The following is a 24,853-nucleotide window of genomic DNA, read 5'->3' on the forward strand; positions in this document are numbered from 1 at the left end:
GAACGGTGCGGAAAGGATGCGCTAAGCAGTTCGCGCGCCGAAAATGGCCGAGCCCACGCGGATATGGGTCGCGCCCAGGGCCACCGCGGTTTCGAAATCGTCGCTCATCCCCATCGAGAGGCCGGCGAGGCCGTTGCGTTCGGCGATCTGCGCCAGCATGCGGAAATCCGGCGCGGGGTCTTCGTCCACGGGCGGGATGGTCATCAGGCCGATGAGCGGCAGGTCCAGCCCGCGTACCTCGGCGATGAAGGCATCGGCAATCTCGGGCAGGATGCCGGCCTTCTGCGGCTCGGCGCCGGTGTTGATCTGGATGAAGAGGTCGGGCGAGGCGCCGCGTTCCTGCGCCAGACGGGCCAGTGTCCCTGCCAGTTTCGGACGGTCGAGCGAGTGGATCGCCTGGAACATCTCGACCGCGGCGCGGGCCTTGTTGGTCTGCAGGGGGCCGATCAGGTGCAACGCGATTCCGTCATAGCGCGCCTGGAAGTCGGGCCAGCGGGACTGCGCCTCCTGCACGCGGTTTTCGCCGAAGATGCGATGGCCTTCGTCCAGAACCGCCTGGACGCGCTCCGCCGGCTGGACCTTGGAGACGGCGATCAGCGTGACCGAGTCGGCGGCGCGGCCGGCGGCGGCTTCGGCCGCGCGCAGGCGGCGGGTGATGTCGGCAAGGGACATGGGCGCGCGCCGGCGGGCGGGTCAGGAACCGGGCGCCGAGAACCGCAGACCCGGGTGCGGATCAGGGTGATAGCGCGGTCCGCGGCGTTCGAAGTTGCCGGCGTCGACAGAGATCCCCAGACCCAGCGCCCAGCCGTTGTCGAAGGGATGGTGCACCGACATCGTGTATTCCGCCCCCGCGACCGCACGGGTCCGGGCGTCGCCGGCGTCCGAATAGGCGACGCCGAAGCGGCCTTCCAGTTGGTGCTTGACGGTGGGCTGTGCGGCGGCCGGCGCGGCAAGCGCCAGAAGAACGGCAAGGGCAGGGATCGCGCGCATGGAGGGGCCTTTTCGGTTGGTCATGCCGACGGAAAGCTAGCACCGAAGGACGGGGTCGCCAATGGGCCGGCCCAAAAGAAAAGAGCGGGCGCAAGGCCCGCTCTTTCCGGAAGTGCTGGTTCGTTCGGTATCAGAACGCGAAGTAGAGACCGACGTCGAAGCGGTTGGTGCCGTTGCCGGCAAAGTCGCGGGTCCGGGCGAAGCCACCCTCGACCGACGCGCCGCCGCCGAGCGCGTAGCTGGCGCCCAGGCCGTAGCTTGTGCCGACGCCGTTGTTTTCACGCGCGACAAAGCCGTAGACGTTCGTGTCGGGCATGACGTCGTAGCCACCCTTCAGGGCCCACTTGTTCGCCTTGACGGCAGCGATCTCGGTCCGCCCATAGGTCAGGGCGACATCCCAGGGGCCGGCATCGTAGCCGACGCCAGCGAAGATGTAGTCGTCACCGTTGCGGACGCCGGAGTCGAACTTCTCGTAGGCGATAACCGCGGTGAAGCCCTGGAAGGTGCCGCTGGCGCCGATCGCGTAGGTGTCGTCGGTCAGGTGCGCACGGACGGTGACGTCCTGGAAGGTGTAGCTCGCCTCGATGCCGTTGGTCGCCCAGGGCTGGACGTTGCCGGCGCTCTGGTAAGCGGTCCAGCCGAAACGGCCGCCGTTGCTGGCCGTGTTGACCGCCAGGCTGTCGAAGCCGTTGCCTTCCAGGCCGGTGCCGGCGCTGCGGGTGTTCATGTAGAGCAGCGGCGAGCCTTCGACGACGCCGATGATGTTGCCCATGGCGACCCGCAGGCCTTCGTAGGCGACAAAGAAGTGCGCGGCGTTGCCACCGGCGTTCGCGGCGTTTTCTTCGGTCTGGAAGCGCTGGCGCGCACCGAGGGTCACACCACCGTCGGTCGTGGTGGTGATCTGGAACTGCAGGCGAAGACGGGTGGCGGTCTGCCAGTCGTCGACACCCACGCCCCGGTCTTCGACATAGCCGATACCGAAGCGGGCGTAGCCACCCAGGCTCCAGTCGGCGTTCGCCGAGGTCACCCGGGGGGTGAAGGCCGGGGCGGCGGTTTGAGCGGCGGCGACGCCAGCGGACAGCGCCAGGGCGGATGCCGCAAGGAGAATCTTTTTCATGGTTTCCCTCGTTGACTTAAGGATGCAGCCCACCTTGTCTGCAAGCTGGGTCTGTGCCTATTTCCCGCCAACCCCGCCCTTTTGCAAGTTGAAGGCACCGCCGGTTTCGACTCGGTCCGACATTGGTGCAGATTTGCCACGCCGACTGTGGCGCACGGGAACGTCCGCCGGGCGAAGGGCGGCAGCCTGGCGGCAATGTCTTGTTCCGGGCGCGAGGCTCGGCTAGACACGGGGGCAATACGAGGGACAGTGCGGCGAAAGGCCGAATAACATGACGATAGCGCGCACGGGGCGACTGATACTCTTGCTGACGCTGGTGGCGGCGTTGTCGGGCTGCGGGGGCTTTCGCTTCGGCAACCTGTTCGGCGGTGGCGGCGGCGGCCAGCAAACCGAAGAGGCGCCCGAGGAGCTGGGCCGCGCCCGGATGAACGTCGCCGGCGGCGGCACGATCTGGGACCTGTTCCGCGGGAACGAGAATCCGGGCACGGCGGTCGCGGTCAACCGCTACCTGTGGAATGCCTCGCTTCAGGTTCTGGATTTCCTGCCGGTCGAATCGGTCGATCCTTTCACCGGGGTGATCGTGACCGGGTTCGGCACGCCGCCGGGCGGCGGGCGGCCCTACCGGGCGACGGTGCATGTCAGCGACGGCGCGCTGGACGCGCGCGCGCTGAACGTGGCGCTGGTCACCGGCGCCGGCCCGGCCAGCCCCGAGACGGTGCGCGCGGTGGAGAACGCGATCCTGACGCGGGCGCGGCAGTTGCGCATCCAGGACCGCCGGTTCTGACCGGACGCGCGGGCTGGACCCGCGCCGCTGACAAAGCTATCACCACGCCGGGCCACCAGAATGTCGCGTTCTGGCCCGGCGTTTTCATGTCAGGGGAAGATCGATGACCGGCGAAACCGCGCGCTACCAGCCGCAGATCACCGAGCCGAAATGGCAGGAGGCCTGGGAGGCCGCCGGCTGCTTCACCGCGCGGCGCGATCCGGCCCGGCCCAAGTACTACGTGCTGGAGATGTTCCCCTATCCGTCGGGGCGGATCCACATGGGGCATGTGCGCAACTACACGATGGGCGACGTGGTGGCGCGCACGCGCAAGGCGCAGGGCTATTCGGTGCTGCACCCGATGGGCTGGGACGCCTTCGGCATGCCGGCCGAGAACGCGGCGATGCAGGAAGGCGGGCATCCGGCGGAGTGGACCTACAACAACATCAAGGTGATGAAGGGGCAGATGAAGCCCCTGGGCCTGTCCATCGACTGGAGCCGCGAATTCGCCACCTGCGATCCGGAATACTACGGCCAGCAGCAGGCGATGTTCCTGGATTTCCTGGAGGCGGGGCTGGTCTATCGCAAGGCGGCGGTGGTCAACTGGGACCCGGTGGACATGACCGTGCTGGCCAACGAGCAGGTGATCGACGGCAAGGGCTGGCGGTCGGGCGCCGAGGTGGAAAGGCGGGAGCTGACGCAGTGGTTCTTCCGCATCTCGGAGTTTTCGGAGGAGTTGCTGGCGGCCATCGACGGGCTGGAGAACTGGCCCGAGAAGGTGCGGCTGATGCAGAAGAACTGGATCGGCCGGTCGCGCGGGCTGCAGTTTTCCTTCTCGACCGTGGACGCGCCCGAGGGGTTCGAGCGCATCGAGGTCTACACGACGCGGCCCGACACGCTGATGGGGGCGTCGTTCGTGGCCGTGTCGCCCGACCACCCGCTGGCGAAGCATCTGGAGCGCCATGACACCGGCATCGCCGCCTTCAACGCCGAGTGCCGGCGGATCGGCACGACCGAGGAGGCGCTGGAGAAGGCCGAGAAGCGCGGCTTCGACACCGGCATCACCGTCCGCCACCCGTTCGACACCGCCTGGGAACTGCCGGTCTACATCGCGAATTTCATCCTGATGGACTACGGCACCGGCGCCATCTTCGGCTGCCCGGCGCATGACCAGCGCGACTTCGACTTCGCCACGAAATACGACCTGCCGATCCCCGCCGTCTTCGTCCCCGAGGGCGAGGAGGACGCAGCCCTGGCCGAGGCCTATGTGCCGCCGAAGAGCGAGCGGGTGCAATACGTGCGCGGCTTCGCCGGCGAGGAGGTTCAGACCGGCGAGGAGGCGGTCGAGGCCGCCATCGACTTCTGCCAGTCGCGCGGCGTGGGGCAGGGGGTGACGAAGTTCCGCCTGCGCGACTGGGGGCTGTCGCGCCAGCGCTACTGGGGCTGCCCGATCCCGGTGGTGCATTGCGACGCCTGCGGCGTGGTGCCCGAGAAGAAGGAAAACCTGCCGGTCGAACTGCCCAAGGACGTCAGTTTCGACCAGCCCGGCAACCCGCTGGACCGGCACCCGACCTGGCGCGACTGCGCCTGCCCGCGCTGTGGCGGCAAGGCGCGGCGCGAGACCGACACGATGGACACCTTCGTCGATTCAAGCTGGTACTTCGCCCGCTTCACCGCACCGCGCGCCGAAACGCCAACCGTGGCCGAGGATGTCGCCTACTGGATGAACGTCGACCAGTATATCGGCGGGGTCGAGCATGCGATCCTGCACCTCTTGTATTCCCGCTTCTTCGCGCGCGCGATGCACCGCACCGGCCACCTGCCGGCGAAGGCGATCGAGCCGTTCGACGCGCTGTTCACGCAAGGCATGGTCACGCACGAGATCTACATGTCTTGGGATGACCGTGAGCGACCAGTCTATCATCTGCCTGAAGATGTTATCCTGCACACAATGGTTGATGGGAAGCGGGTCGCAGTTCTGAAGGCGCAGCTGGTTTCTAACGGTGAAACGCTCGAAGATCGCATAGACAACACGCTGGCCTTAGGAATTGGGACCGCCGAAATTGTCCCCTCAGCCAAGATGTCGAAATCGAAGAAGAACGTCGTCGATCCGGTCGACATCATCGCGCGATTCGGTGCGGACACCGCGCGCTGGTTCGTCCTGTCCGACAGCCCGCCCGAGCGCGACGTGGAATGGACCAGCGCCGGGGCCGAGGCGACGCACAAGCACCTCGCCCGCGTCTGGGCGCTGAGCGAGCGCATCGCCGCGATGCCCGAAGCCGGCGCCGCGCCCGGCGACGCGGATCTGCTGCGCGCCATGCACCGTGCGATCGACGAGGTCAGCCGCACGATCGAAAGCTTCGCCTTCAACAAGTCGATCGCCGCGCTCTATACCTTCACCAACGTGCTTTCGAAGGCCGACGCCTCGGGCCCGGTGATGCGACGGGCCGTCCGCACGCTTGCGCAGTTGATGGCGCCGATGGTCCCGCACCTGGCCGAGGAGGTCTGGGCGATGCAGGGCGGCGAAGGCCTGGTGACCGAGGCGTCTTGGCCGGTCGCCGACCCGGCGATGCTGGTGTCCGACACCGTGACGCTGCCCATCCAGATCAACGGCAAGCGCCGAGCCGAGATCACGGTCGCCGCGGATGCCACCAAGGAAGATGTTGAAAAGATCGCGCTGGCCGACGATGCTGTGTTGCGGTTCCTCGCCGGGGCCGCGCCGAAGAAGGTGATCGTCGTGCCGGGACGGATCGTGAATGTGGTGCTCTGACAGGCGGGCGTTCCTGGCCGGACTGGCGGCCTTCGCGCTGACCGGCTGCCGGTTCACGCCGGTCTACGGCCCGGGCGGGGCGGGCCGCGCGCTGATGGGTGCGGTGCGCGCCGACGATCCGGTCAGCCGCGCCGATTACCAGTTCGTCGCCGCGCTGGAGGAACGCCTGGGCCGGCCGGTCCGGGCAGGCTACGCGCTTTCCTATCGGATCGGTCAGAGCGAGCTGGAGACCGGGGTGGTCCGCAGCCTGGGCCCAACCCGCATCCAGTTGAGCGGCACCCTGGATTTCGTGCTGACCGACGCCGCGACCGGCGCGCAGGTGGCGAGCGGACGGATCGTGGCCGACAGCGCCTATTCCACGACCAGCAACCAGTTGACCACGTTGACCGCGGCCGAGGATGCCGAACTGCGGCTGATGCGGATGCTGGTCGACGGGTTGGTCACCCGCCTGATGACCGAGCCGGGCCTCAGGCGCGCATGAAACTCGCCCCGCGTGACGCGCCGGGCTTTCTGGCCCGCCCGGACCCGCGCGTGCCGGGGCTGCTGATCTGGGGCGCCGATCCGATGCGCGTGGCCGAGCGTCGGCAGACCCTGATCCGCGCGCTGATCGGACCCGCGGGCGAGGCCGAGATGCGGCTGGCGCGCTTTCCCGCCGCCGATCTGCGCAAGGACCCGGCGGCGGCGCTGGACGCGGTCAAGGCGCAGGGGTTCTTCGCAGGCCCGCGCGCCGTGCTGATCGAGGAGGCCGCCGACGCCGCCGCCCCGGCCCTGGCCCCGGCGCTGGCCGACTGGGCGCCGGGCGACGCGATGCTGGTGGTCACCGGGGGCGTTCTTCCCGCATCCTCGAAATTGCGCAAGCTGTTCGAGGGGGACAAGCGCGCTTTCGCGCTGGCGGTCTATGACGACCCGCCGGGTCAGGCCGAGATTTCCGCCATGCTGCAGGCCGAAGGGCTGGGCGACATCCCAAGCGACGCGATGCGCGATCTGAGCGCGCTGGCGCAGACCATCGAGCCGGGGGATTTCCGCCAGACGCTGCAGCGGATCGCGCTCTACAAGCTGGGCGATCCGGCGCCCCTGACGCCGGTGGAGATCGCCGCGCTGGCCCCGATGGGCGGCGAGGCCGATGTCGATGACGTGCTCAATGCCGTGTCCGAGGGGCGCGCAGCCGAGGTGGCGCCGCTGATGGCGCGGCTGGCGGCGCAGGGTGTCGCGCCGGTCGCGCTGTGCATCGGGGCGATCCGGCATTTCCGCCTGCTGCACGGGCTGCTGGCCGATCCGCGCGGCCCGGCGCAGGCGGTGGAACGGATGCGCCCGCCGGTCTACGGGCCGCGCCGGAACCGGCTTCTGCGCCAGGCGCAGCGCTGGTCCCTGGCCCAGGTCGAGGAGGCGCTGTCCCAGCTGGTCGAGACTGACCTCACGCTGCGTTCCTCCAGCCGGGCGCCGCTGGCGGCGGTCCTGCAGCGCACGCTGATACGGCTCAGCATGATCGGCGCGCGGCGGATCGATGCGTGATGCAGCGTTCGGTGCGCGGGGCCGCGCGCCCCCGAGAAAACGCTTGGCGCGCATGTCGAATCGTGCATGACTTTGACCGTCGGATCAAAATTCGGGACCGCGTTTCGCCGCGCCACCCCGTAGAGCAAAGGGAACCTCGAATGACCAGATCTCTTTACCGCCTGCCCGGCACGCTGATCACCCGCCGCAGATTGCTCGTCGCCTCGGCCGGGGCCGCGGCGCTGACCGGGCTGGGCACCGCGCCGGGTCGCTTGCTGGCGCAGACGCCCCTGCGGGTCGCCGGCATCTACACCGTGCCGGTCGAGCAGCAGTGGGTCAGCCGCATCCACCTCGCCGCCGAGGCCGCCGTAGCACGGGGCGAGATCGCCTACACCTTCACCGAGAATGTGTCGAACACCGATTACGCGCGCGTCATGCGCGAATACGCCGAATCGGGCGTGGACCTGGTCGTCGGCGAGGTTTTCGGCGTCGAGCAGGAATCGCGCGAGGTTGCCGCCGACTATCCCGGCGTCGCCTTCCTGATGGGGTCGAGCTTCAAGGAAGACCCGTCGCTGGGCAATTTCGCGGTCTTCGACAACTACATCCAGGACGCGGCCTACCTGACCGGGCTGGTCGCGGGCGCGATGACCGAAAGCGCCAATATCGGCATGGTCGGCGGCTTCCCGATCCCCGAGGTCAACCGGCTGATGCACGCCTTCATGGACGGCGCGCGCGAGATCAACCCCGACATCCGCTTCCAGGTCGCCTTCATCGGGTCATGGTTCGACCCACCGCGCGCCAAGGAGACCGCGTTTGGCATGATCGAGGCGGGTGCCGACCTGATGTATGCCGAACGATTCGGCGTGTCGGACGCGGCGCAGGAGCGCGATGTGCTGGCGATCGGCAACGTGATCGACACCCAGCCCGAATATCCCGACACGGTCATCACCTCGGCTTTGTGGCATTTCGAACCGACGCTGGAGGCGGCACTGGCCCGCGTCCGCGAGGGGGACTTCGCCGCCGCCGACTACGGGATCTACTCGCACATGGAGTATGGCGGCTGTTCGATGGCCCCGCTGGGCACGTTCGAAGGGCGCGTTCCCGAGGAGGTCATGGCCCTCGTCGCCGAGCGCGAGGCGGCGATCCTGGCCGGCGAGTTCACGGTGAACATCAACGACGAGGAGCCCCGCTCGTCGTGACGGAGGCGCAGGAAGGGGCGCAGGCCACGGTCCTGCGCCTCGACGGGATCACCAAGCGGTTCGGCCAGGTGCTGGCCAACGACTCGGTTTCGCTGGCCCTGAAGCGCGGCGAAGTCGTGGCGCTGCTGGGCGAGAATGGCGCGGGCAAGACCACGCTGATGCATATCCTCTTCGGCCACTATGCTGCCGATGCGGGGCGGATCGAGGTCTTTGGCGAGGCCTTGCCGCCGGGCAATCCGCGCGCCGCGCTCGATGCCGGCGTGGGGATGGTGCACCAGCATTTCACGCTGGCCGAAAACCTGTCGGTTCTGGACAACATCCTGCTGGGAACCCGGCCCCTCTGGGCGCCGGGGCTGGGGCGGGCGGCGGCGCGGGCGCGGGTGGTGCAACTGGCGCGCGATTTCGGCCTGGCGGTGGTGCCCGAACACCGTGTCGGCAACCTGAGCGTCGGCGAGAAGCAGCGCGTCGAGATCCTCAAGGCGCTCTACCGCGACGCGCGCATCCTGATCCTGGACGAACCCACCGCCGTGCTGACCCCGCAGGAGACGGAAGACCTGTTCGCAACCCTGCGCAAGATGGTCGCCAAGGGGCTGTCGGTCGTCTTCATCAGCCACAAGCTGCACGAGGTTCTGGCGATCTCGAATCGCGTCGTCGTGCTGCGCCACGGCCGACTGGTGGGCGAGGTCGAAACCGCAAGGACCGACCGCGCGCAACTCGCCGGCATGATGGTCGGCGCGGAGGTGCGCGCGCCGGAACGGCGCGACAGCGCCCCCGGTGTGGCGCTGCTGACGCTCGCGGCGGTGTCGACAGCCGACCGCGGCAGCGCGCCGGGGCTGAAGGGCGCCGATCTGGAACTGCGCGCGGGCCAGATCGTGGGACTGGCCGGCGTTTCTGGCAACGGGCAGGGGGCGCTGGCAAGCCTGCTTGCCGGACTGGAAGCGCCGATCGCGGGGGAAATGCGGCTTGCCGGGGCCGCGCCACGCCGCTGGTCGCCGCGCGCGGCCATGCGCGCCGGCATCGCCCGCATCCCCGAGGATCGTCACGCCACCGGCACCATCGCCGATTTCACACTGACCGAGAACGCGATCCTGGAAAGCTATGCGCGCGCGCCCTTCAGCCGCCGCGGCTGGATGGACTGGCGCGCCGCGCGCGATTTCGCCGCCCGCCTGATCGCCCGCTACGACGTCCGCTGCCCGGGGCCTGAGACGCGCATCCGGCTGCTGTCCGGCGGCAACATGCAGAAACTGATCCTCGGCCGCGCGCTGGAAGGCGCGCCGCGGGTGATCCTGGCCAACCAGCCGGTGCGCGGGCTCGACATCGGGGCCATCGCCTTCGTGCATGGCCAGCTTCTGGAGGCGCGCGCGCGGGGTGCCGCGATCCTGCTGATTTCCGAGGATCTGGACGAGGTCATGGCGCTGTCGGACGTGATCCACGTGATCTACGAGGGGCGGCTGTCGCCCGTCTTCGCGCGTGCCGAGAAGTCGGCGGCGGAACTGGGCGAATGGATGGCGGGCGGCGGCTTCGCGGACGGCGCCCATGCGGCTTGAGCCGGTCGCCAATCCGTCGCTGGCGCGGCTTCTGGGCTTTCCCGCCGTGGCCTTGGCGGTAACGGTGCTGATCGGATCGGGCCTCGCGATGGTCGCGGGCGCCGACCCGTTCGCCACGCTGGGGCTGATCCTGCGCGGCGCCGCAGGCTCGCAATTCGCGGCGCTTGAGACGCTCAATCGCGCGACGCCCCTGATCTTCACCGGCCTTGCCGTCGCCGTCGCGTTTCGCGCCCGGCTGTGGAACATCGGGGCCGAGGCGCAGCTGTACGCGGGCGCGGTGATGGTGGCGCTGCTGGGCACCGGCGCGCTTGCCTGGCCCGCGGGGCTGCTGTTGCCGGCGATGGCCGGGGCGGCGATGCTGGCGGGCGCCCTGGTGCTGCTGGGCCCCGCGGTGCTGAAGGTGCGATTCGGGGTCGATGAGGTGGTGACGACGCTTCTCTTCAACTTCGTCGTGCTGCTTTTCGTGTCGATGCTGCTCGAAGGTCCCTTGAAGGACCCGATGGGCATGGGCTGGCCGCAATCGCCGCGCCTGGTGCCCGAAGCGCGCCTGCCGCGCCTGGTCGAGGGGTTGCGGCTGCACTGGGGTTTCGCGCTGGGGCTGATCGCGGCGGTGATCGTGTGGGTGATCCAGACCCGCACGACGCTGGGCTACGAGATGCGCGCGGTCGGGCTGAACCGCCAGGCGGCCGAGTTCGCCGGCATCCCCGTCGGCCGCGTGATCCTGAAGACGGCGCTGCTGTCGGGCGGGCTGGCGGCGCTCGCGGGCTTTTCCGAGGTGGCGGGGCTGAAGGGCAACCTCACGCTCGATATCAGCCCCGGCTTCGGCTACACCGGCATCATCGTCGCCATGCTGGCGCTGCTCAACCCGCTGGGCGTCGTCGTCACCGCGATCTTCGTCGCCGGGGTCTTCGTCGGCGCCGACAGCATGAGCCGGGCGGCCGGCGTGCCCACCTACATCGCCAACATCATGCTGGCCACCGCGCTGCTGACCATGGTGCTGGCGATCCAACTGTCGCGTTTCCGCGTGAAGTGGGGCTGAGATGGCGGAAATCCTCGATATCCTTCTCTCCGCCAGCTTCTGGGCCGCGGTCATCCGCATCGCCTCGCCGCTCATTTTCGCCACGATGGGCGAGCTGATCTGCGAGCGCGCCGGCGTCCTGAACCTCGGGATCGAGGGGATCATGGTCGCCGGGGCGTTCGCGGGCTGGATGGCGGTCTATTCGGGCCTCGGCCTCTGGACCGGGGTGGCGGTGGCGATGGGGGCGGGGATGCTGTTCGGGCTGCTGCATGGCACGCTGACCGTGCCCTTCGGCCTGTCGCAGCATGTCGTGGGCCTGGGCATCACGCTTCTGGCGACGGCGGTGGCCTATTTCGCCTATCGCCTGGCGCTGCCCCGCGTCACCACCCCCCCGCGGATCGAGGCGTTCCAGCCGCTGCCCGTCCCCTACCTTTCCGACCTGCCGATCGTCGGGCCCGCGCTCTTCACCCAGACGCCGCTGACCTATCTGGCTTTCGCGCTGGTGGGCGTGGTCTCGCTGGTGCTCTACCGCACGCCGCTGGGGCTGGCCGTGCGCGCGGCGGGCGAGAATCCGGCGGCGGTTGAATCGCAGGGGCTGTCGGTCACCGCGATCCGCATGGGGGCGGTGATGGTCGGCTCGGGGCTGATGGCGGTGGGCGGCGCCTTCCTGACCATGTCGGCGTTCAACTCCTTCTTCTTCGAGATGGTCAATGGCCGCGGCTGGATCTGCATCGCGCTCGTCGTCTTCGGCGCCTGGATGCCGGGCAAGGCGCTGCTTGGCGCGGTCCTTTTCGGCATCTTCGACGCGTTCCAGATCCGGCTCCAGCAGACCGCGCTGGGGGCCGACATTCCCTATCAGGTGTTCCTCATGCTGCCGTTCCTGCTGTCGATCCTGGCCCTTGTGGTCATGTCGCGCCGCGCCGCCGTGCCCGCGGCCCTGATGACGCCCTACAGCAAGGGGGAACGCTGATGTTCGACCTGATCGTGAAGGGCGGCACGCTGCCCGATGGGCGGGTGGCCGACATCGGCATCCGCGGCGACCGGATCGCGGCGGTCGAGGCGCTGCCCGACGGGGTCGAGGCCGGCGCGGTCATCGAGGCCGCGGGCGATCTGGTCAGCCCGCCCTTCGTCGATCCGCATTTCCACATGGACGCGACGCTTTCCTACGGGCAACCGCGCATCAACGCCTCGGGCACGCTGCTGGAAGGCATCGCGCTCTGGGGCGAGCTTCGCGAACAGGCGTCGGTCGAAGCGATGGTGGAGCGCGCGCTTGCCTATTGCGACTGGGCGGTCTCGGAGGGGCTCTTGGCGATTCGCAGCCATGTCGACACCACGCCCGATCACCTCAACACCGTCACCGCGCTGCTGGAGGTGCGCGAGAAGGTCCGCGACTACATCGACCTGCAACTGGTGGCCTTTCCGCAGGACGGGCTTTACCGGGCGCCGAACGGGCGGGAAAACCTGATCCGGGCGCTTGATCGCGGCGTCGATGTCGTGGGCGGCATCCCGCATTTCGAACGCACGATGGAGGAGGGGTCGCGATCCGTCCGCGACCTCGCCACCCTCGCCGCCGAGCGCGGCCTGCCCATCGACCTGCATTGCGACGAAACCGACGACCCGCTGAGCCGCCATGTCGAGACGCTGACGCATGAGGTGCGCCGCCTCGGCCTGCAGGGGCGCGCCGCCGGTTCGCACCTGACCTCGATGCATTCGATGGACAATTACTACGTCTCGAAACTGCTGCCGCTGGTGGCCGAGGCCGGGCTGGCGGCGATCCCCAACCCGCTGATCAACATCGTCCTGCAAGGTCGGCACGACACCTTTCCCAAGCGTCGGGGCCTGACGCGGGTGAAGGAGATGCAGGCGCATGGCATCACCGTGGGCTGGGGTCAGGATTGCGTGCGCGACCCGTGGTACAGCCTGGGCACCGCCGACATGCTGGACGTGGCCTTCATGGGGCTGCATGTCGCGCAGATGACCCACCCCGACGAGATGCGCCGCTGCTTCGACATGGTCACGGTCCAGAATGCGCGCATCCTGGGGCTGCGGGACTACGGGCTGGCCCCCGGCTGCACGGCCTCGCTGGTGGTGCTGGATGCCGGCGACCCGGTCGAGGCGATCCGCCTGCGCCCGGCCCGGCTGGCGGTGGTGTCGAAGGGGCGGATCGTGGCGCGCAGCCCGCGCGGCGATGCCGGGCTGACGCTGCCGGGGCGACCGAAGGCCATCCGGCGACGGCACCCGACGGGCTGATTTCAGCGTCCCTCTCGCGTCCCCTTGATCGCTCAGATGCGGGGGTCCCCGATGCCCGGAGGGCGGATTAAAATCAGGTAAATTTTTCAGACGAAATCTTTTTCTTTCAATGACTTGCTTGCGCGTCCAAATTTGGACGCTCGCCGGCCTTGCGCCGAAATGACGGACTTCCGGCGCGCGCTCGGGGTGCGATGGCGCGCAATTCGCTGCCGAAACGCAGGCGCAAGACACGAAAGGCCCCGCCGGGGCGGGGCCTTGCATCGGGTCGATTCGGACCGGCTCAGGCGGCGGGTTGCGCGGCCTTGGCGATGTCCTTCTTGATCTTCAGCGCGCGGGCGGACAGCTCGTCGTCCTTGGCCTTGGCCAAGAACGCATCCAGCCCGCCGCGGTGGTCCACCGAGCGCAGCGCCGCCGCCGAGACGCGCAGCGAATAGCTTTGCCCCAGCGATTCGGACGAAAGCGTCACATCCACCAGGTTCGGCAGGAAGCGACGCCGGGTGCGGTTGTTGGCGTGGCTCACGTTGTTGCCCGACATCGGGCCCTTGCCCGTCAGTTCGCAGCGGCGCGACATGGTGCTATCCTCGTCTTTCGGCGGGGCGCTTGCACGGCGCCCGGTCAATGGCAATGGGCGCTGCTGCGGCAGCGCCCGGAATCTAGACGCAGCCTCTAAGCGGTCCCGTCCGGCGCGTCAAGGGGGCCAAGCCCGTCGAGAAGCGCTTGCGCGGCTGCCCCCGCGCTGGTCTCGCCGCGGGCGACGGCTTCGGCAAGCGCCGCCATGCGCCGGCGGGCGGCCGGGGTTTCCAGCCGGGCCAGGAGCGCGCGGCGGACCTCCTCGCTGAACCAGTGGCGCGCCTGCGCCGCCCGCCGGTTTTCCCAGTGACCCTGCGCGCGCCGCCAGTCGACCAGCGCGCCGATGTCCTCCCAGACCGATTCGAGCCCCACCTCCTCCTGCGCCGAAACGGTGATCGCCTTGGGAAAGCCGGGCGGGTCCTGCTCGCGCGCGCGCAGAAGGCGCAGCGCGCCGGCATAGTCCGCGCGCGTGCGCTGCGCCTGCGCCTTCAGCTCGCCATCGGCCTTGTTGACGACGATCAGGTCCGCCACCTCCATGATGCCGCGCTTGACGCCCTGCAGTTCATCCCCGCCTGCGGGCGCCAGCAGCAGCAGGAAGACATCCGACAGCTCCGCCACGACGGTTTCGGACTGGCCCACGCCAACGGTTTCGATGAGCACGATATCGAAGCCCGCCGACTCGCACAGCGCCACCGCCTCGCGCGTGCGGCGGGCAACGCCGCCCAGGTGGGTCTGGCTGGGCGAGGGGCGGATGAAGGCGTTGGGATGCCGCGCCAGCCGCTCCATCCGCGTCTTGTCGCCCAGGATCGACCCGCCGGTTCGGGCCGAGGACGGGTCGACCGCCAGCACCGCGACCTTCAGGCCCCTGTCGCACAGCATCATCCCGAAGGCTTCGATGAGGGTCGACTTGCCCACGCCGGGCGTGCCGGACAGCCCGATGCGCACCGCCTCGCGCCCATGCCCGGCAAGTTCGTCGAGCAGCGCCGCCGCCCGCTCGCGGTGATCGGCGCGGGTGCTTTCGACCAGCGTGATCGCGCGCGCGAGGGCACGCCGGTCGGCCTTCAGGATCGCGTCGGCAAGCTCGGTGGTCATCGGCGGCCTCCTTCGCGGAGTGTCTTGCCCGCGTCGCACCGGGCTGTCCAGTACCGCACCGCGTTGCCCGGGCTGGAAATCGGACCCGCGCCGCCGCATAAGCCGGTGATGGACCTTCCCGGCGATCCGCAACCCATCGACCCGTTGCTGTCACGTCTTTGCGCGGCCTTGGAGGCGCAGGGGCAGGCGGTGCTGCAGGCGCCGCCCGGGGCGGGCAAGACGACGCGGGTGCCGCTGGCGCTGCTGGGCACGATCCAGGGGCGGATCGTGATGCTGGAGCCCCGGCGGCTGGCGGCACGCGCCGCCGCCGAGCGCCTGGCCGAGACACTGGGCGAACCGGTCGGCAAGACCGTCGGCTACCGTATCCGGGGCGAGGCGCGCACGGGTCCCGCGACGCGGATCGAGGTGGTGACCGAGGGCATCCTGACCCGGATGCTGCAATCGGACCCCTCGCTGGACGGGATAGGCGCGGTGATCTTCGACGAGTTTCACGAACGCTCCCTGAATGCCGATCTGGGGCTGGCGCTGGTGCTGGAGGCGCGTTCAGCGCTGCGCCCCGACCTGCGGCTTCTAGTCATGTCCGCGACGCTGGAGGCGGGACCCGTGGCCGACCTGATGGGGGGCGCGCCGGTGCTGACCGCCGAGGGCCGCGCCTTTCCGGTGGAGACCCGTTGGCTCGACCGGCCGCTGACGCGCGAGACCCGGCTGGAAACGGCGACGGCCGATCTGATCCTGCAGGCGCTGGCTGCGTGCGACGGCGGCGTGCTGGTCTTCCTGCCCGGCGAGGGCGAGATCCGGCGCACGGCAGCGGCGCTTTCGGGCCGGCTGCCGCAGGATGTCACCCTGCATCCACTCTACGGTGCGCTGCCCTTCGCCCAGCAACGTGCCGCCATCGCGCCGGCCCTGGCGGGGCAGAAGCTGGTGCTGGCGACGTCCATTGCCGAGACCTCGCTGACGATTTCCGACATTCGCGTGGTGGTCGACGCGGGCCGCGCGCGGCGGGCGCGCTATGACCCGGCCTCGGGCATGACGCGGCTGGTGACCGAACCCGTCAGCCGGGCCGAGGCTGAACAGCGCCGCGGCCGTGCCGGGCGGGTGGCGCCGGGGGTTTGCTACCGGCTCTGGAGCCGCGCGCAGGAGGGGGCGCTGTCCGCCCATCCGCCGGCCGAGATCGAGGCCGCGGATCTGGCCGGGTTGGCGCTGGAACTGGCGCTATGGGGATCGGACAGGCTGGCGTTCCTGACGCCGCCGCCCGAGGGAGCGCTGGCCGAGGCGCGCGATCTGCTGCGCGATCTCGGCGCGCTGGACGGGGCAGGGCGGATCACCACTCACGGCCGGGCGATGGCGGCGCTCCCGCTCCACCCGCGCCTTGCGCACATGCTGCTGATCGCCGGGCGCGGCGCCGCGCCGCTGGCGGCGCTGCTGGCCGACCGTGACCCGCTGGTCGGCGCCCCGTCCGATCTGTCGCTGCGCCTGAAGGCGGTTGCCGGCGCGACCGTGGCCCATGCGCTGCGCCGCGACGCGCTGGACCGCATCCGCGCCGAGGCGAAGCGGTTGGCACGGATGGTTCCGGAAGCGCCGGGTTTCGTGCCGGCCGAGATGGCCGCGCTGGCCTACCCCGACCGTATCGGCCAGCGCCGGGGAGGCGCGGCGCCACGCTACCTGCTGTCGGGCGGTAAGGGGGCAGTTTTTGACGACGACGACCCGCTGGGGACGGCGCCCTGGATCGTCGCGACCGACCTCGATGGCGACCCGCGCGAGGCGCGCATCCGCCAGGCGCTGCCGCTGAGCGGAGGCGCGATCCGGGCGCTTCTCGGTGAAAGGATCGCAAGTCAGCAGGTCTGCGCATGGGACGCGCGCGCCGGACGGATCGTGGCGGCGCGGCGCGAACGCCTGGGCGCGCTGGTGCTGTCCGAACAGCGCTGGGACGCCCCGCCGGAAGCCCGTGCGCGGGCGGCGCTGGAGGGGGTGCGGGCGATGGGGCTGGAGGTTTGCGGAATGACGGGCGAGGCGCGGCGGTTGCAGGCGCGGGTCGCGTTGCTGCGCGGGCAGGGGGTCGCGTTGCCGGATCTGTCGGACGCGGGGATACTGGCGCGGGCCGAGGACTGGTTGCTGCCCTGGCTGACGGGCGTGCGCACGGCGGCCGATTTGCGCGCGCTGGACCTGACCGAGGCGCTACGCGGCGCGCTGGACTGGGAGCAGGCGCAGGTGCTGGACCGGCTGGCGCCGGCGCGGTTCCAGACGCCACTGGGCCGGCGGGTGGCCATCGACTATGACAGCGGGAAGCCGGCCATCGCCTTGAAACTGCAGGAGATGTTTGGCGTGACCGAGCATCCGACGGTCGGCCCCAACCGGCTGCCGGTGCAGGTCACGCTGCTGTCGCCCGCCGGCCGGCCGCTGCAGGTGACGACCGATCTTCCGGGCTTCTGGGACGGCGCCTATGCGGAGGTCCGCAAGGAGATGCGCGGCCGCTATCCCCGCCATCCCTGGCCCGAAGACCCGCGCGCCGCGGACCCGACGCTCCGGGCCAAGCCGCGCAGTCGGTGAGCGCCTGAGCCCCGATCTGGCCCGCCGGCAGGGTGCTGGAAAGTGTATGGCAAGCGGCTGGCAAGCGTATGGCAAACGTATGGCAGTTCCGAACGCTGCGGCAAGGATCAGGCAAGGACTGCGCCCGCCGGTTTCGTCTGTCGCGGCGGCGGTTGCAGGGGGGCGCTGCCCCCCTCTTGGCTGCGCCAATTCACCCCCCGGGATATTTATGGACAGATGAAATCGGTGGGGGCGGGGACTGCCCGCCCTCGGCGGCGGGGCCTCTTTTCGCCGCGCGCGAAGCGTGCGGCGCCCGGCCCAACGCGAGGAAGGTTGTGCGCGGAACGCGCACAGCCTGACGAGGGGCGGGAGTACCTCCGTCACCACCTCCCTCGGGTTCCGGGCGCTCGAGACTTGCCCGGGGGCTGCCGAGGGCGATTGCCCCGGACTCGCCCTCAGTCCAGTCCGCGCGCGGCGTTCTTCGGGGTCAGGACGCCCTTCTGGATCGCGAAGACGAACCCGGCAATCGCCAGCCCGATGAGGTCCGAGGTCCAGCCGCCCATGATCATCCCCAGCGCGCCGACCAGCGCCACGATGCGCAGCAGCGGATTGAGCTTGCCAAACATCCAGCCCTGCACGGCCGAGGCCATGAAGTAGATGCCGACGGTGGCGGTGACGAAGACATGCAGCACCTCGAGGAAGGAGCCCTGCATCAGCAGCGACGGCGCGAAGAAGAACATGAACGGCACGACGAAGGCGGCGATGCCGATCTTGAAGCTTTCCACGCTTGTCCTCATCGGGTCCGACCCGGCAATCGCCGCGCCCGCATAGGCCGCCAATGCGACGGGTGGCGTGATCGCCGACATCACCGCGTAGTAGAAGATGAAGAAATGCGCGGTCAGCGGCTCGATCCCCATGCGGATCAGGCCGGGGGCGACGACGCTGGCGGCGACCGCATAGGCCGCCGTCGTCGGCATCCCCATGCCCAGGATGATCGCCACGCACATCGCGAAGAAAAGCGCCAGAAGCTGGCTTTGCCCGGCGATCGCCATCAGCACGCCGGAAAGCCGCGTGCCGATGCCGGTGATCGCGATCACGCCGACGATGACCCCGGCGGCGGCGCAGACCGCGACCAGTTGCAGCGACATCTTCGCCGCGATCTCGAACGCGTAGGGGACCATCTTGAAATGCTCGGCGGTGCGCGCGACGGCGGCGCGGGCGTTCGGGTTGCGCCCGGCCATCAGCACCAGCCCGCCGATGGCCAGACCGCTCGCCAGTACCGACCCGCCGAACTGCATCAGCCAGTCCGGCCCGGTGCCGTAGAGCAGCGCCGTGGCCAGCACGTAGAGCGGGACCAGCGCGACGACGAAGAGGAAGAGCGCGAGCAACTGGTTGAACCAGCCCTCGGCCCGGCCATCGAGGAAGATGCGGACGTAGCTGACCACGAAGGCCGCGATCATCGCGACGGTGCCCGCCCGGATCACCGAATAGCCGACATAGAGCGCGCCGATCAGCATCACGATGGGAATGAACAGATAGGCCTGGCGGGCCATGGCGCGGAACTTCGGCAGTTCCTCGCGCGGCAGGCCCTTCATGCCGTTGCGCAGCGCCTCCTTGTCGACCATGAAATAGACCGACAGGAAATAGAGCACCGCGGGAATGATCGCGGCGATGACGATCTCGCGGTACTGGATGCCGGTGATCTCGGCCATGATGAAGGCGCCGGCGCCCATGATCGGCGGCAGGATCTGCCCGCCCGAGGACGCCGCGGCCTCGACACTGGCGGCGGTCTGGGGGCGGTAGCCAACCTTCTTCATCAGCGGGATGGTCAGCGAGCCGGTTGAGACCACGTTGCCTGCCGAGGTGCCGTTGATCATGCCCATCAGGCCCGAGCCGAAGATGGCGACCTTGGCCGGTCCGCCGCGGGCGCCGCCGGCGGCGGCGAAGGCGAAGTTGATGAAGTATTCGCCGACGCGCGACGCCTGCAGGAAGGCCGCGAAGGTGATGAAGAGGATGATGTAGGTCGAGGATACCGCTATGGTCGGTCCCAGCACGCCGATGTCGGTGTAGATGCGCGCGAAGAAGCGCTCTGGTGAATAGCCGGAATGGGTGAGGAAGCCCGGCAGCCAGGGGCCAACGAAACCGTAGGCGACGAAGACGGCGACGATGATGACCAGCGCCATGCCGGCCAGCCGGCGCGTCAGTTCCAGGATCAGCAGGATCCCGGCGATCGCCGCCCACATGTCGTTGGCATGCGGGAAGACCCCGGCGCGGTTGCGCAGGAATTCCGCATGCGCGATGATGTAGATGCCCGCGGTCAGCGCCGCGATGGCCAGAAGCGCGTCGGCGATGGCGAGGCGGCCGCGGTCGCGGTCGGGGAAGAGCCAGCTTGCCGCCAGTGTGATGACGGTGCCGGCGATGAGCGGCCAGCCGAAGGTGGTCACGAGGTAGTCGGGCGCCACGCCCATGCGCACCCGCTCTCCGCTGACGATGGCGTAGACGATGCTGACCAGGGCGACGCCCAGCAGCGCCGCCCCGGCGCCGAGGACCAGCCATTCCAGCGGCGCGCGGTCCCGGCGCGCATGGGGTTCGGTATCGGGGAACAGGACCGACGAATAGAGCAGGAAACCCAGCATCAGCCCGCCGGTGACATGGATGAGACGGTAGACCCAGGTCTCCAGGGGGTAGAGGTTCATCACCACGATGTGGAACGCGGTATAGAGGATGCAGGCGGCGGCGATCGCCAGATGCGCCCGGCCGGCGAAGACCCGCTGGTTCGAGGTGACGATCTCGCGGTCGACGCCATCGGCGATGGCGGTTATCTCTACCTGCGGGCCGTTTTGCGTGCCTTGGTCAGTGGCCGACATGGCTTTCCCCCCTGAATGAAGCCCCGTCTCTGCACTGCGCCGGCCGAAGCCAGGCGCGACGCCTGCGGCGCGGGCCGGACATCTGCCCGGCCCGCGCCAGATCCCGAAGCGGGATCAGCCCTTCAGGTCATCCGGGATTTCGTACCCGTTTTCCTCGAACCAGCGCACGGCGCCGGGGTGGTAGGGCAGGAAGCCGTTGTTGACGTGGTTCTCGGGCAGGGTCGCGCGCGCCGCCGAGTGGATCTGCATCATCCGGTCGTTGTTTTCCATCACCAGCTTGGTGATCTCGTAAGCCAGGCTCTCCGGCATGTCCTGGTGGACGACGGCGAAGTTCCACATCGCGACCGAGGGCTGGTCGCCGTCCTGCATGGTGTAGGTGCCGCCCGGGATGGTGAAGGACGACACTTCCGGGAAGGCCTCCAGGATCTGCGCGTGCTCCTCCTCGGAGAAGGTAAAGGTGTTGACGTCGGCTTCGGCGGCGAGCTGGCTGAAGGCCGCGATCGGCAGGCCGGCGGCGAAGACGAAGGCGTCGATCAGGCCGTCCTGCAGCTGGCTGGCGGCATCCGACGCGCCGGCGTAGGAGACGTTGGCGTCCACCTCCAGCGCCTCGAGGAAGCGGGGCCAGTAGGTGCCGGGGGTGCCGCCGGCGGGGCCGACGCTGACCCGCTTGCCGTTCAGATCGGCGAGCGAGGTGATGTTCTGGCTGCGCAGCGCGACGCCCTGGAAGGGGGTCTCGTACATCGGGAAGAGCGCGCGCACGTCCCGGTGCTCCAGCCCGGGGGCGAGCTCGCTCTCGCCGATCCAGGCCTCGTACATCGGGCCCATGGTCACGAGGCCGAGGCCGTGCTCGCCCATCTGCACCAGCGTCACGTTCTGCACCGGGCCGCCGGTCACTTCGCCCGACGAGTTGATGCCCAGTTCCTCGGCGATGTAGGCGGCGAGGCCGTTGCCGTAGACGAAATAGACGCCGCCCTGGCTGGCGGTGCCGACGGTCATCGAACTGGGCCAGTCCGAACGGTCCTGGGCAACGGCGCTGCCGGCCACGACGATTGAAGCCGCGACGAGCGCGGTGAACTTGGTCAGGCGCATGAGGTCCTCCCTTGGACGGTTACGCGTTATGGCAGACCGGCCGCGTCCTCGCGCAGCCGAATGCGCCCCGATTCAGACGCCGGAAGGCGCGGGACGCAAGCCCCCATGTGCGAAACGGACCGGATTTCCCCTCCATTTGAGCCCGGAGATGTGTGGAAATCCACCCATCATGCCGGTGCGTGGGTGGATTCCCGCCCAGAGCGCGTCAGTCGTCGGCTCCGGCGGGGTCCTGCGTGAACTGGGACTTGTCGAGGCCGTGGCGCTGCATCTTCTCGTAGAGGGTCTTTCGCGACAGGCCGAGGGATTCGTAGACCGGCTTGAGCGTGCCGCCATGCGCCTTGAGCGCGCGCGCGATCTCGGCGCGTTCGAAGGCGGCGACGCGATCGGCCAGGCGGCCGCCGGCGGACCCGCCGTTGAGGGCGTCAAGCCCGGCGCCCGCTTCTATGTCCATGCCCAGGGCGAGCCTTTCCGCGGCGTTGCGCAACTCGCGCACGTTGCCCGGCCAGTCGCGCGCCATCAGCCCGGTCAGCAGGGGCGGCGGTGGCGTGACCGGGTCGATCCGGTGGCGGCGCGCGGCCTCGGCCAGAAGGCGCGCGAAGAGCAGCGGGATATCCGCGCGCCGGGCCGAGAGCGGGGGGACAGTCAGCGTCACCACGGCGAGCCGGTAGAAGAGGTCGGCGCGAAAGCGGCCGGCGGCGACCTCCCTCTCCAGGGGCGTGCGGGTGGTGGCGATGAAGCGCAAATCCAGCGGGCGCGCCTCGTTCGCGCCGAGCGGCGTGACCACGCGTTCCTGGATCACGCGCAGAAGCCGGCCCTGCAGCGCCAGCGGCATCGATCCGATATCGTCCAGCAGCACCGTGCCGCCGCGGGCGTGTTCGAACCGCCCGTAGCGCGCCCGCATCGCGCCGGGAAAGGCGCCCGCTTCGTGCCCGAAAAGTTCGGACTCGATCTGCGTTTCGGGCAGGGCGGCGCAGTCGAGTGCGATGAAGGGCTTGCCGGCGCGGGCCGAAAGGTCGTGCAGCGCGCGGGCCACCACCTCCTTGCCGGTGCCGGTTTCGCCGAGGATCAGCACATCGGTCTCGGACGGGCCGATGGTGCGCATCCGGCGGCGCAGGTCGATCATCGCGGTCGAGCGACCGACCAGGCGCTGTTCCAGGTCGTCGGCCTGCCCGGCGGCGGCGCGCAGCAGGCGGTTTTCCAGAACCAGCCGCCGGTAATCCAGCGCCCGCGCGGCGGTTTCGGCCAGTTGCGAGCCGGAGAACGGCTTTTCGATGAAATCGTGCGCGCCGTCGCGCATCGCCCGTACCGCCAGCGGCACGTCGCCGTGGCCGGTGATCAGGATCACCGGGATCTGCGCGTCGATCCGGTGGATGGCGTTCATCAGGCTCAGCCCGTCCATCCCCGGCATGCGGATGTCGGTGATCACCACGCCGGGAAAGCCGAAGCCGACCAGGGCCAGCGCCTCCTCCGGTGCCTCCAGCGCGGTGACGTCGAAGCCGGCCAGGTCCAGCGCCTGGGCCGTCGACAGGCGCAGGTCGGTGTCGTCGTCGATCAGCAGGATGCGGCCATTGCTCATCGGGGGCGGATCATGCGGCGTCGCGGTGATCGGCTTCGGCCAGGGGAACGACCAGCACGAAGACCGCGCCGCCCTCAGGTGCGTTATCGGCCGTCAGCGTGCCGCCGAAGTCGTGCACGATGTTGTACGAGATCGACAGCCCCAGCCCCAGCCCCTTGCCCGGCCCCTTGGTCGAGAAGAACGGATCGAAAATCCGCGGGATCAGCGCCGGCGCGATCCCGGCGCCGGTATCGGCGATGCGGATCACGGCGTTTGCGCCGTCGCGCCGGGCGGTCAGGGTGATGCGCCGTTCGGTCGCGGTGTCCTTCTGCGCGGCCGCGTCCATTGCATCCATGGCGTTGGTCAGGATGTTGACCAGCACCTGCTGCAGGCGGACCGGCCCGGCGCGCAGAACCGGGGGGGCGGCGCCCAGATCGACCTGCAGCGTGACCCTCTCTGCGGCCAGCCGCCAGCCCAGCAGCTCCTGCACCGCGGCGACCGCCTCGGCCAGCGGCACGTCGGACAGGCGTGCGTTGGGCTTGCGGGCGAAGTTGCGCAGATGGCGCGCGATGGCGCCCATGCGCTCGATCAGGTCGAAGATCCGGTCGATATTGCCGCGCGCCTCCGCGATCCGGCCGCGGTCCATGAGGAGCTGCGCATTCTCGGCATAGTTGCGCGCGGCACCGAGCGGCTGGTTGAACTCGTGGCTGAGTGCCGCCGACATCTGACCCAGCGCGGCCAGCTTGCCGGCCTGGATCAACTCGTCCTGGGTGGCGCGCAGGCGGGTCTCGGCGGCGCGGCGTTCGGCCACCTCGGCTTCAAGCTGGCGGTTGACGCTGGCCAGTTCGGTCGTGCGCGCCGTGACCCGGCGTTCCAGTTCGGCCTGCGCCTCGGCCTGCAGGGCCAGGCGCTCGGTCATGCGCGCGCGGCGCTGCAGAAGGATCACCGCCGCCAGCACCGCCAGCCCGGCCAGAAGTGCGGCCACCGCGACGCGGGTTGCCGCCTGCACCGTCGCCCCTGCGGTCGCGGTCAGGACATGCACCGTCCAGTCGGCCTCGGGCATGGGCTGCGACAGGACCATGTAGTCCTGCCCGTCGATGCGCCAGTGGGGCATGCCGCCCGGCCCGTCGTGCCGCGCCAGCGCCAGCGCGCGCAGGTCGGTGTCGGCATAGCGGCGGGTGGCTTCGGTCCGTGCCCGGCGTTCGGCGGTCAGCGGCAGGGTGGCGGCATAGGTCCAGTCCGGATGGCTGGACATGAAGACAATGCCTTCGGGGTCGGTGACGATGACCTCGTAGTCGCTGCCGCGCCAGCTTTCCTCGATCGCGTCCAGATCGACCTTGAAGACCACCACGCCGGCGATCGCGTCCTGGTCGCGGACCGGCGCTCCGAAGTAGTAGCCGCGCACCAGTGATGTGGTGCCGAGCGCGAAGAAGCGCCCTTCGCCGCGGGTCAGGGCGTCCTGGAAATAGGGGCGAAAGGCGAAGTTGCCGCCGACGAAGGAATGCGGCGCATCGAAATTGCTGGCGGCGAGCGTCGTGCCGTCCAGCCCCATCACGTAGATGTCGGAGCTTTGCAGAAGCCGGTTGGTGGCCTGAAGGAACGCGTTGGTGGCCTGGACCGTGTCGGGATCGCGCGGATCGGCCAGGATCCGGCGCAGTTGGGGCTGCTGCGCGATCAGGCCCGGCAGGCGGCGGTAGCGCTCCAGCTGCCCGCGCAGCACGGCCACGGCCAGGTTGAGCGTGCTTTCCCCGCGCTGGCTCAGCTCCATGAGGGCCGCGCGCCGCTGCTGGTCGTAGCCCCAGGCGCCGAGGCCGAGCGCGAGGATCAGCCCGAGGGCGCCCAGCAGCGCCATCGGCCCGTGCAGGCGCGCGGGGGCAGGGCGCAGGGGCGGGGCGGTCGGGGCGCTCATGGGCGGGTGATAGCATGGCTTCGGGGATTTCCAAACGCCCGCGGCGTGGCCCTCACCCGGCCCGTTCGGCCGGGTGGCGGGGGGGCCCCCCCCCCGGGGG

The 24,853-nt window shown here is 69.7% G+C and carries 19 protein-coding genes; 10 read left to right on the forward strand and 9 right to left on the reverse strand.

Annotated elements, in window-relative coordinates; translation table 11 throughout:
* Positions 1 to 21 precede the first annotated feature (21 nt).
* The 3 genes from IM708_RS14245 to IM708_RS14255 form a co-directional block, all read right to left on the reverse strand.
* The gene (locus IM708_RS14245) at positions 22 to 672 is read right to left on the reverse strand and encodes a YggS family pyridoxal phosphate-dependent enzyme (RefSeq protein ID WP_209427243.1); all 651 of its coding nucleotides are present in this window, start codon (positions 670 to 672) and stop codon (positions 22 to 24) included.
* Positions 673 to 693: 21 nt separating this feature from the next.
* Positions 694 to 990 carry a hypothetical protein gene (locus IM708_RS14250; protein WP_209427244.1) on the reverse strand — a complete coding sequence of 99 codons (297 nt, stop codon included), beginning with the start codon at positions 988 to 990 and terminating at the stop codon, positions 694 to 696.
* Positions 991 to 1,120: 130 nt separating this feature from the next.
* Positions 1,121 to 2,107, reverse strand: a complete 987-nt coding sequence (locus IM708_RS14255; protein WP_209427245.1) for a porin — start codon at positions 2,105 to 2,107, stop codon at positions 1,121 to 1,123.
* Between the two features lie 271 nt (positions 2,108 to 2,378).
* On the opposite strand from IM708_RS14255, the gene IM708_RS14260 reads away from it, so the two are divergent.
* The 9 genes from IM708_RS14260 to IM708_RS14300 all read left to right on the forward strand — a co-directional run bounded on the left by IM708_RS14260 (position 2,379) and on the right by IM708_RS14300 (position 13,145).
* Positions 2,379 to 2,891 (forward strand): DUF3576 domain-containing protein, encoded by a 513-nt coding sequence (locus IM708_RS14260; protein WP_209427246.1) that lies wholly within the window; start codon positions 2,379 to 2,381, stop codon positions 2,889 to 2,891.
* A gap of 103 nt (positions 2,892 to 2,994) precedes the next feature.
* Positions 2,995 to 5,640 (forward strand): leucine--tRNA ligase, encoded by a 2,646-nt coding sequence (gene leuS, locus IM708_RS14265; protein WP_209427247.1) that lies wholly within the window; start codon positions 2,995 to 2,997, stop codon positions 5,638 to 5,640.
* Positions 5,627 to 6,121 carry an LPS assembly lipoprotein LptE gene (gene lptE / locus IM708_RS14270; RefSeq protein WP_209427248.1) on the forward strand — a complete coding sequence of 165 codons (495 nt, stop codon included), beginning with the start codon at positions 5,627 to 5,629 and terminating at the stop codon, positions 6,119 to 6,121. The genes leuS and lptE overlap by 14 nt, the downstream gene beginning before the upstream one ends.
* Positions 6,118 to 7,152: a DNA polymerase III subunit delta gene (holA, locus tag IM708_RS14275; protein WP_209427249.1), complete on the forward strand. Its 1,035-nt coding sequence runs from the start codon at positions 6,118 to 6,120 to the stop codon at positions 7,150 to 7,152. Before lptE ends, holA begins: the two co-directional genes overlap by 4 nt.
* Positions 7,153 to 7,292: 140 nt before the next feature.
* A complete protein-coding gene (locus IM708_RS14280; RefSeq protein WP_209427250.1) occupies positions 7,293 to 8,330 on the forward strand; it encodes a BMP family protein in 1,038 nt (345 codons plus the stop codon).
* On the forward strand, positions 8,327 to 9,877 hold the full coding sequence (locus IM708_RS14285; protein ID WP_209427251.1) for an ABC transporter ATP-binding protein: 1,551 nt from the start codon (positions 8,327 to 8,329) through the stop codon (positions 9,875 to 9,877). The genes IM708_RS14280 and IM708_RS14285 overlap by 4 nt, the downstream gene beginning before the upstream one ends.
* Positions 9,867 to 10,916 (forward strand): ABC transporter permease, encoded by a 1,050-nt coding sequence (locus IM708_RS14290; protein WP_209427252.1) that lies wholly within the window; start codon positions 9,867 to 9,869, stop codon positions 10,914 to 10,916. Before IM708_RS14285 ends, IM708_RS14290 begins: the two co-directional genes overlap by 11 nt.
* 1 nt (position 10,917) lies before the next feature.
* Positions 10,918 to 11,865: an ABC transporter permease gene (locus IM708_RS14295; RefSeq protein WP_209427253.1), complete on the forward strand. Its 948-nt coding sequence runs from the start codon at positions 10,918 to 10,920 to the stop codon at positions 11,863 to 11,865.
* A complete protein-coding gene (locus IM708_RS14300; protein WP_209427254.1) occupies positions 11,865 to 13,145 on the forward strand; it encodes an amidohydrolase family protein in 1,281 nt (426 codons plus the stop codon). The genes IM708_RS14295 and IM708_RS14300 overlap by 1 nt, the downstream gene beginning before the upstream one ends.
* Positions 13,146 to 13,425: 280 nt before the next feature.
* Here IM708_RS14300 and rpmB read toward each other — a convergent pair whose 3' ends face one another.
* A complete protein-coding gene (rpmB, locus tag IM708_RS14305) occupies positions 13,426 to 13,716 on the reverse strand; it encodes a 50S ribosomal protein L28 (RefSeq protein WP_209427255.1) in 291 nt (96 codons plus the stop codon).
* A 95-nt stretch (positions 13,717 to 13,811) separates the two neighbouring features.
* Positions 13,812 to 14,807, reverse strand: a complete 996-nt coding sequence (gene meaB, locus IM708_RS14310) for a methylmalonyl Co-A mutase-associated GTPase MeaB (protein WP_209427256.1) — start codon at positions 14,805 to 14,807, stop codon at positions 13,812 to 13,814.
* A gap of 108 nt (positions 14,808 to 14,915) precedes the next feature.
* On the opposite strand from meaB, the gene hrpB reads away from it, so the two are divergent.
* On the forward strand, positions 14,916 to 17,354 hold the full coding sequence (hrpB, locus tag IM708_RS14315) for an ATP-dependent helicase HrpB (protein ID WP_209427257.1): 2,439 nt from the start codon (positions 14,916 to 14,918) through the stop codon (positions 17,352 to 17,354).
* Between the two features lie 434 nt (positions 17,355 to 17,788).
* Here hrpB and IM708_RS14320 read toward each other — a convergent pair whose 3' ends face one another.
* From IM708_RS14320 to IM708_RS14335, 4 genes are all read right to left on the reverse strand, one after another.
* Positions 17,789 to 20,200, reverse strand: a complete 2,412-nt coding sequence (locus IM708_RS14320; protein WP_209427258.1) for a TRAP transporter fused permease subunit — start codon at positions 20,198 to 20,200, stop codon at positions 17,789 to 17,791.
* 114 nt (positions 20,201 to 20,314) lie between these two features.
* Positions 20,315 to 21,289 carry a TAXI family TRAP transporter solute-binding subunit gene (locus tag IM708_RS14325; RefSeq protein WP_209427259.1) on the reverse strand — a complete coding sequence of 325 codons (975 nt, stop codon included), beginning with the start codon at positions 21,287 to 21,289 and terminating at the stop codon, positions 20,315 to 20,317.
* 205 nt (positions 21,290 to 21,494) lie between these two features.
* Complete coding sequence (locus IM708_RS14330; protein ID WP_209427260.1) at positions 21,495 to 22,865, reverse strand: sigma-54 dependent transcriptional regulator; 1,371 nt, start codon at positions 22,863 to 22,865, stop codon at positions 21,495 to 21,497.
* A gap of 10 nt (positions 22,866 to 22,875) precedes the next feature.
* A complete protein-coding gene (locus IM708_RS14335) occupies positions 22,876 to 24,753 on the reverse strand; it encodes an ATP-binding protein (RefSeq protein WP_209427261.1) in 1,878 nt (625 codons plus the stop codon).
* Positions 24,754 to 24,853: the final 100 nt, after the last annotated feature.

The sequence above is a fragment of the Pararhodobacter sp. SW119 genome (genome assembly GCF_017811755.1).
Classification (GTDB): Bacteria; Pseudomonadota; Alphaproteobacteria; order Rhodobacterales; family Rhodobacteraceae; genus Pararhodobacter.

What these genes read in the sequence shown, in the direction of transcription:
- IM708_RS14245 (WP_209427243.1), bottom strand. Translation starts at nt 672, where the DNA reads ATGTCCCTTGCCGACATCACCCGCCGCCTGCGCGCGGCCGAAGCCGCC.
- IM708_RS14250 (WP_209427244.1), bottom strand. Translation starts at nt 990, where the DNA reads ATGCGCGCGATCCCTGCCCTTGCCGTTCTTCTGGCGCTTGCCGCGCCG.
- IM708_RS14255 (WP_209427245.1), bottom strand. Translation starts at nt 2,107, where the DNA reads ATGAAAAAGATTCTCCTTGCGGCATCCGCCCTGGCGCTGTCCGCTGGC.
- IM708_RS14260 (WP_209427246.1), top strand. Translation starts at nt 2,379, where the DNA reads ATGACGATAGCGCGCACGGGGCGACTGATACTCTTGCTGACGCTGGTG.
- leuS (WP_209427247.1), top strand. Translation starts at nt 2,995, where the DNA reads ATGACCGGCGAAACCGCGCGCTACCAGCCGCAGATCACCGAGCCGAAA.
- lptE (WP_209427248.1), top strand. Translation starts at nt 5,627, where the DNA reads ATGTGGTGCTCTGACAGGCGGGCGTTCCTGGCCGGACTGGCGGCCTTC.
- holA (WP_209427249.1), top strand. Translation starts at nt 6,118, where the DNA reads ATGAAACTCGCCCCGCGTGACGCGCCGGGCTTTCTGGCCCGCCCGGAC.
- IM708_RS14280 (WP_209427250.1), top strand. Translation starts at nt 7,293, where the DNA reads ATGACCAGATCTCTTTACCGCCTGCCCGGCACGCTGATCACCCGCCGC.
- IM708_RS14290 (WP_209427252.1), top strand. Translation starts at nt 9,867, where the DNA reads ATGCGGCTTGAGCCGGTCGCCAATCCGTCGCTGGCGCGGCTTCTGGGC.
- IM708_RS14295 (WP_209427253.1), top strand. Translation starts at nt 10,918, where the DNA reads ATGGCGGAAATCCTCGATATCCTTCTCTCCGCCAGCTTCTGGGCCGCG.
- IM708_RS14300 (WP_209427254.1), top strand. Translation starts at nt 11,865, where the DNA reads ATGTTCGACCTGATCGTGAAGGGCGGCACGCTGCCCGATGGGCGGGTG.
- rpmB (WP_209427255.1), bottom strand. Translation starts at nt 13,716, where the DNA reads ATGTCGCGCCGCTGCGAACTGACGGGCAAGGGCCCGATGTCGGGCAAC.
- meaB (WP_209427256.1), bottom strand. Translation starts at nt 14,807, where the DNA reads ATGACCACCGAGCTTGCCGACGCGATCCTGAAGGCCGACCGGCGTGCC.
- hrpB (WP_209427257.1), top strand. Translation starts at nt 14,916, where the DNA reads ATGGACCTTCCCGGCGATCCGCAACCCATCGACCCGTTGCTGTCACGT.
- IM708_RS14320 (WP_209427258.1), bottom strand. Translation starts at nt 20,200, where the DNA reads ATGTCGGCCACTGACCAAGGCACGCAAAACGGCCCGCAGGTAGAGATA.
- IM708_RS14325 (WP_209427259.1), bottom strand. Translation starts at nt 21,289, where the DNA reads ATGCGCCTGACCAAGTTCACCGCGCTCGTCGCGGCTTCAATCGTCGTG.
- IM708_RS14330 (WP_209427260.1), bottom strand. Translation starts at nt 22,865, where the DNA reads ATGAGCAATGGCCGCATCCTGCTGATCGACGACGACACCGACCTGCGC.
- IM708_RS14335 (WP_209427261.1), bottom strand. Translation starts at nt 24,753, where the DNA reads ATGAGCGCCCCGACCGCCCCGCCCCTGCGCCCTGCCCCCGCGCGCCTG.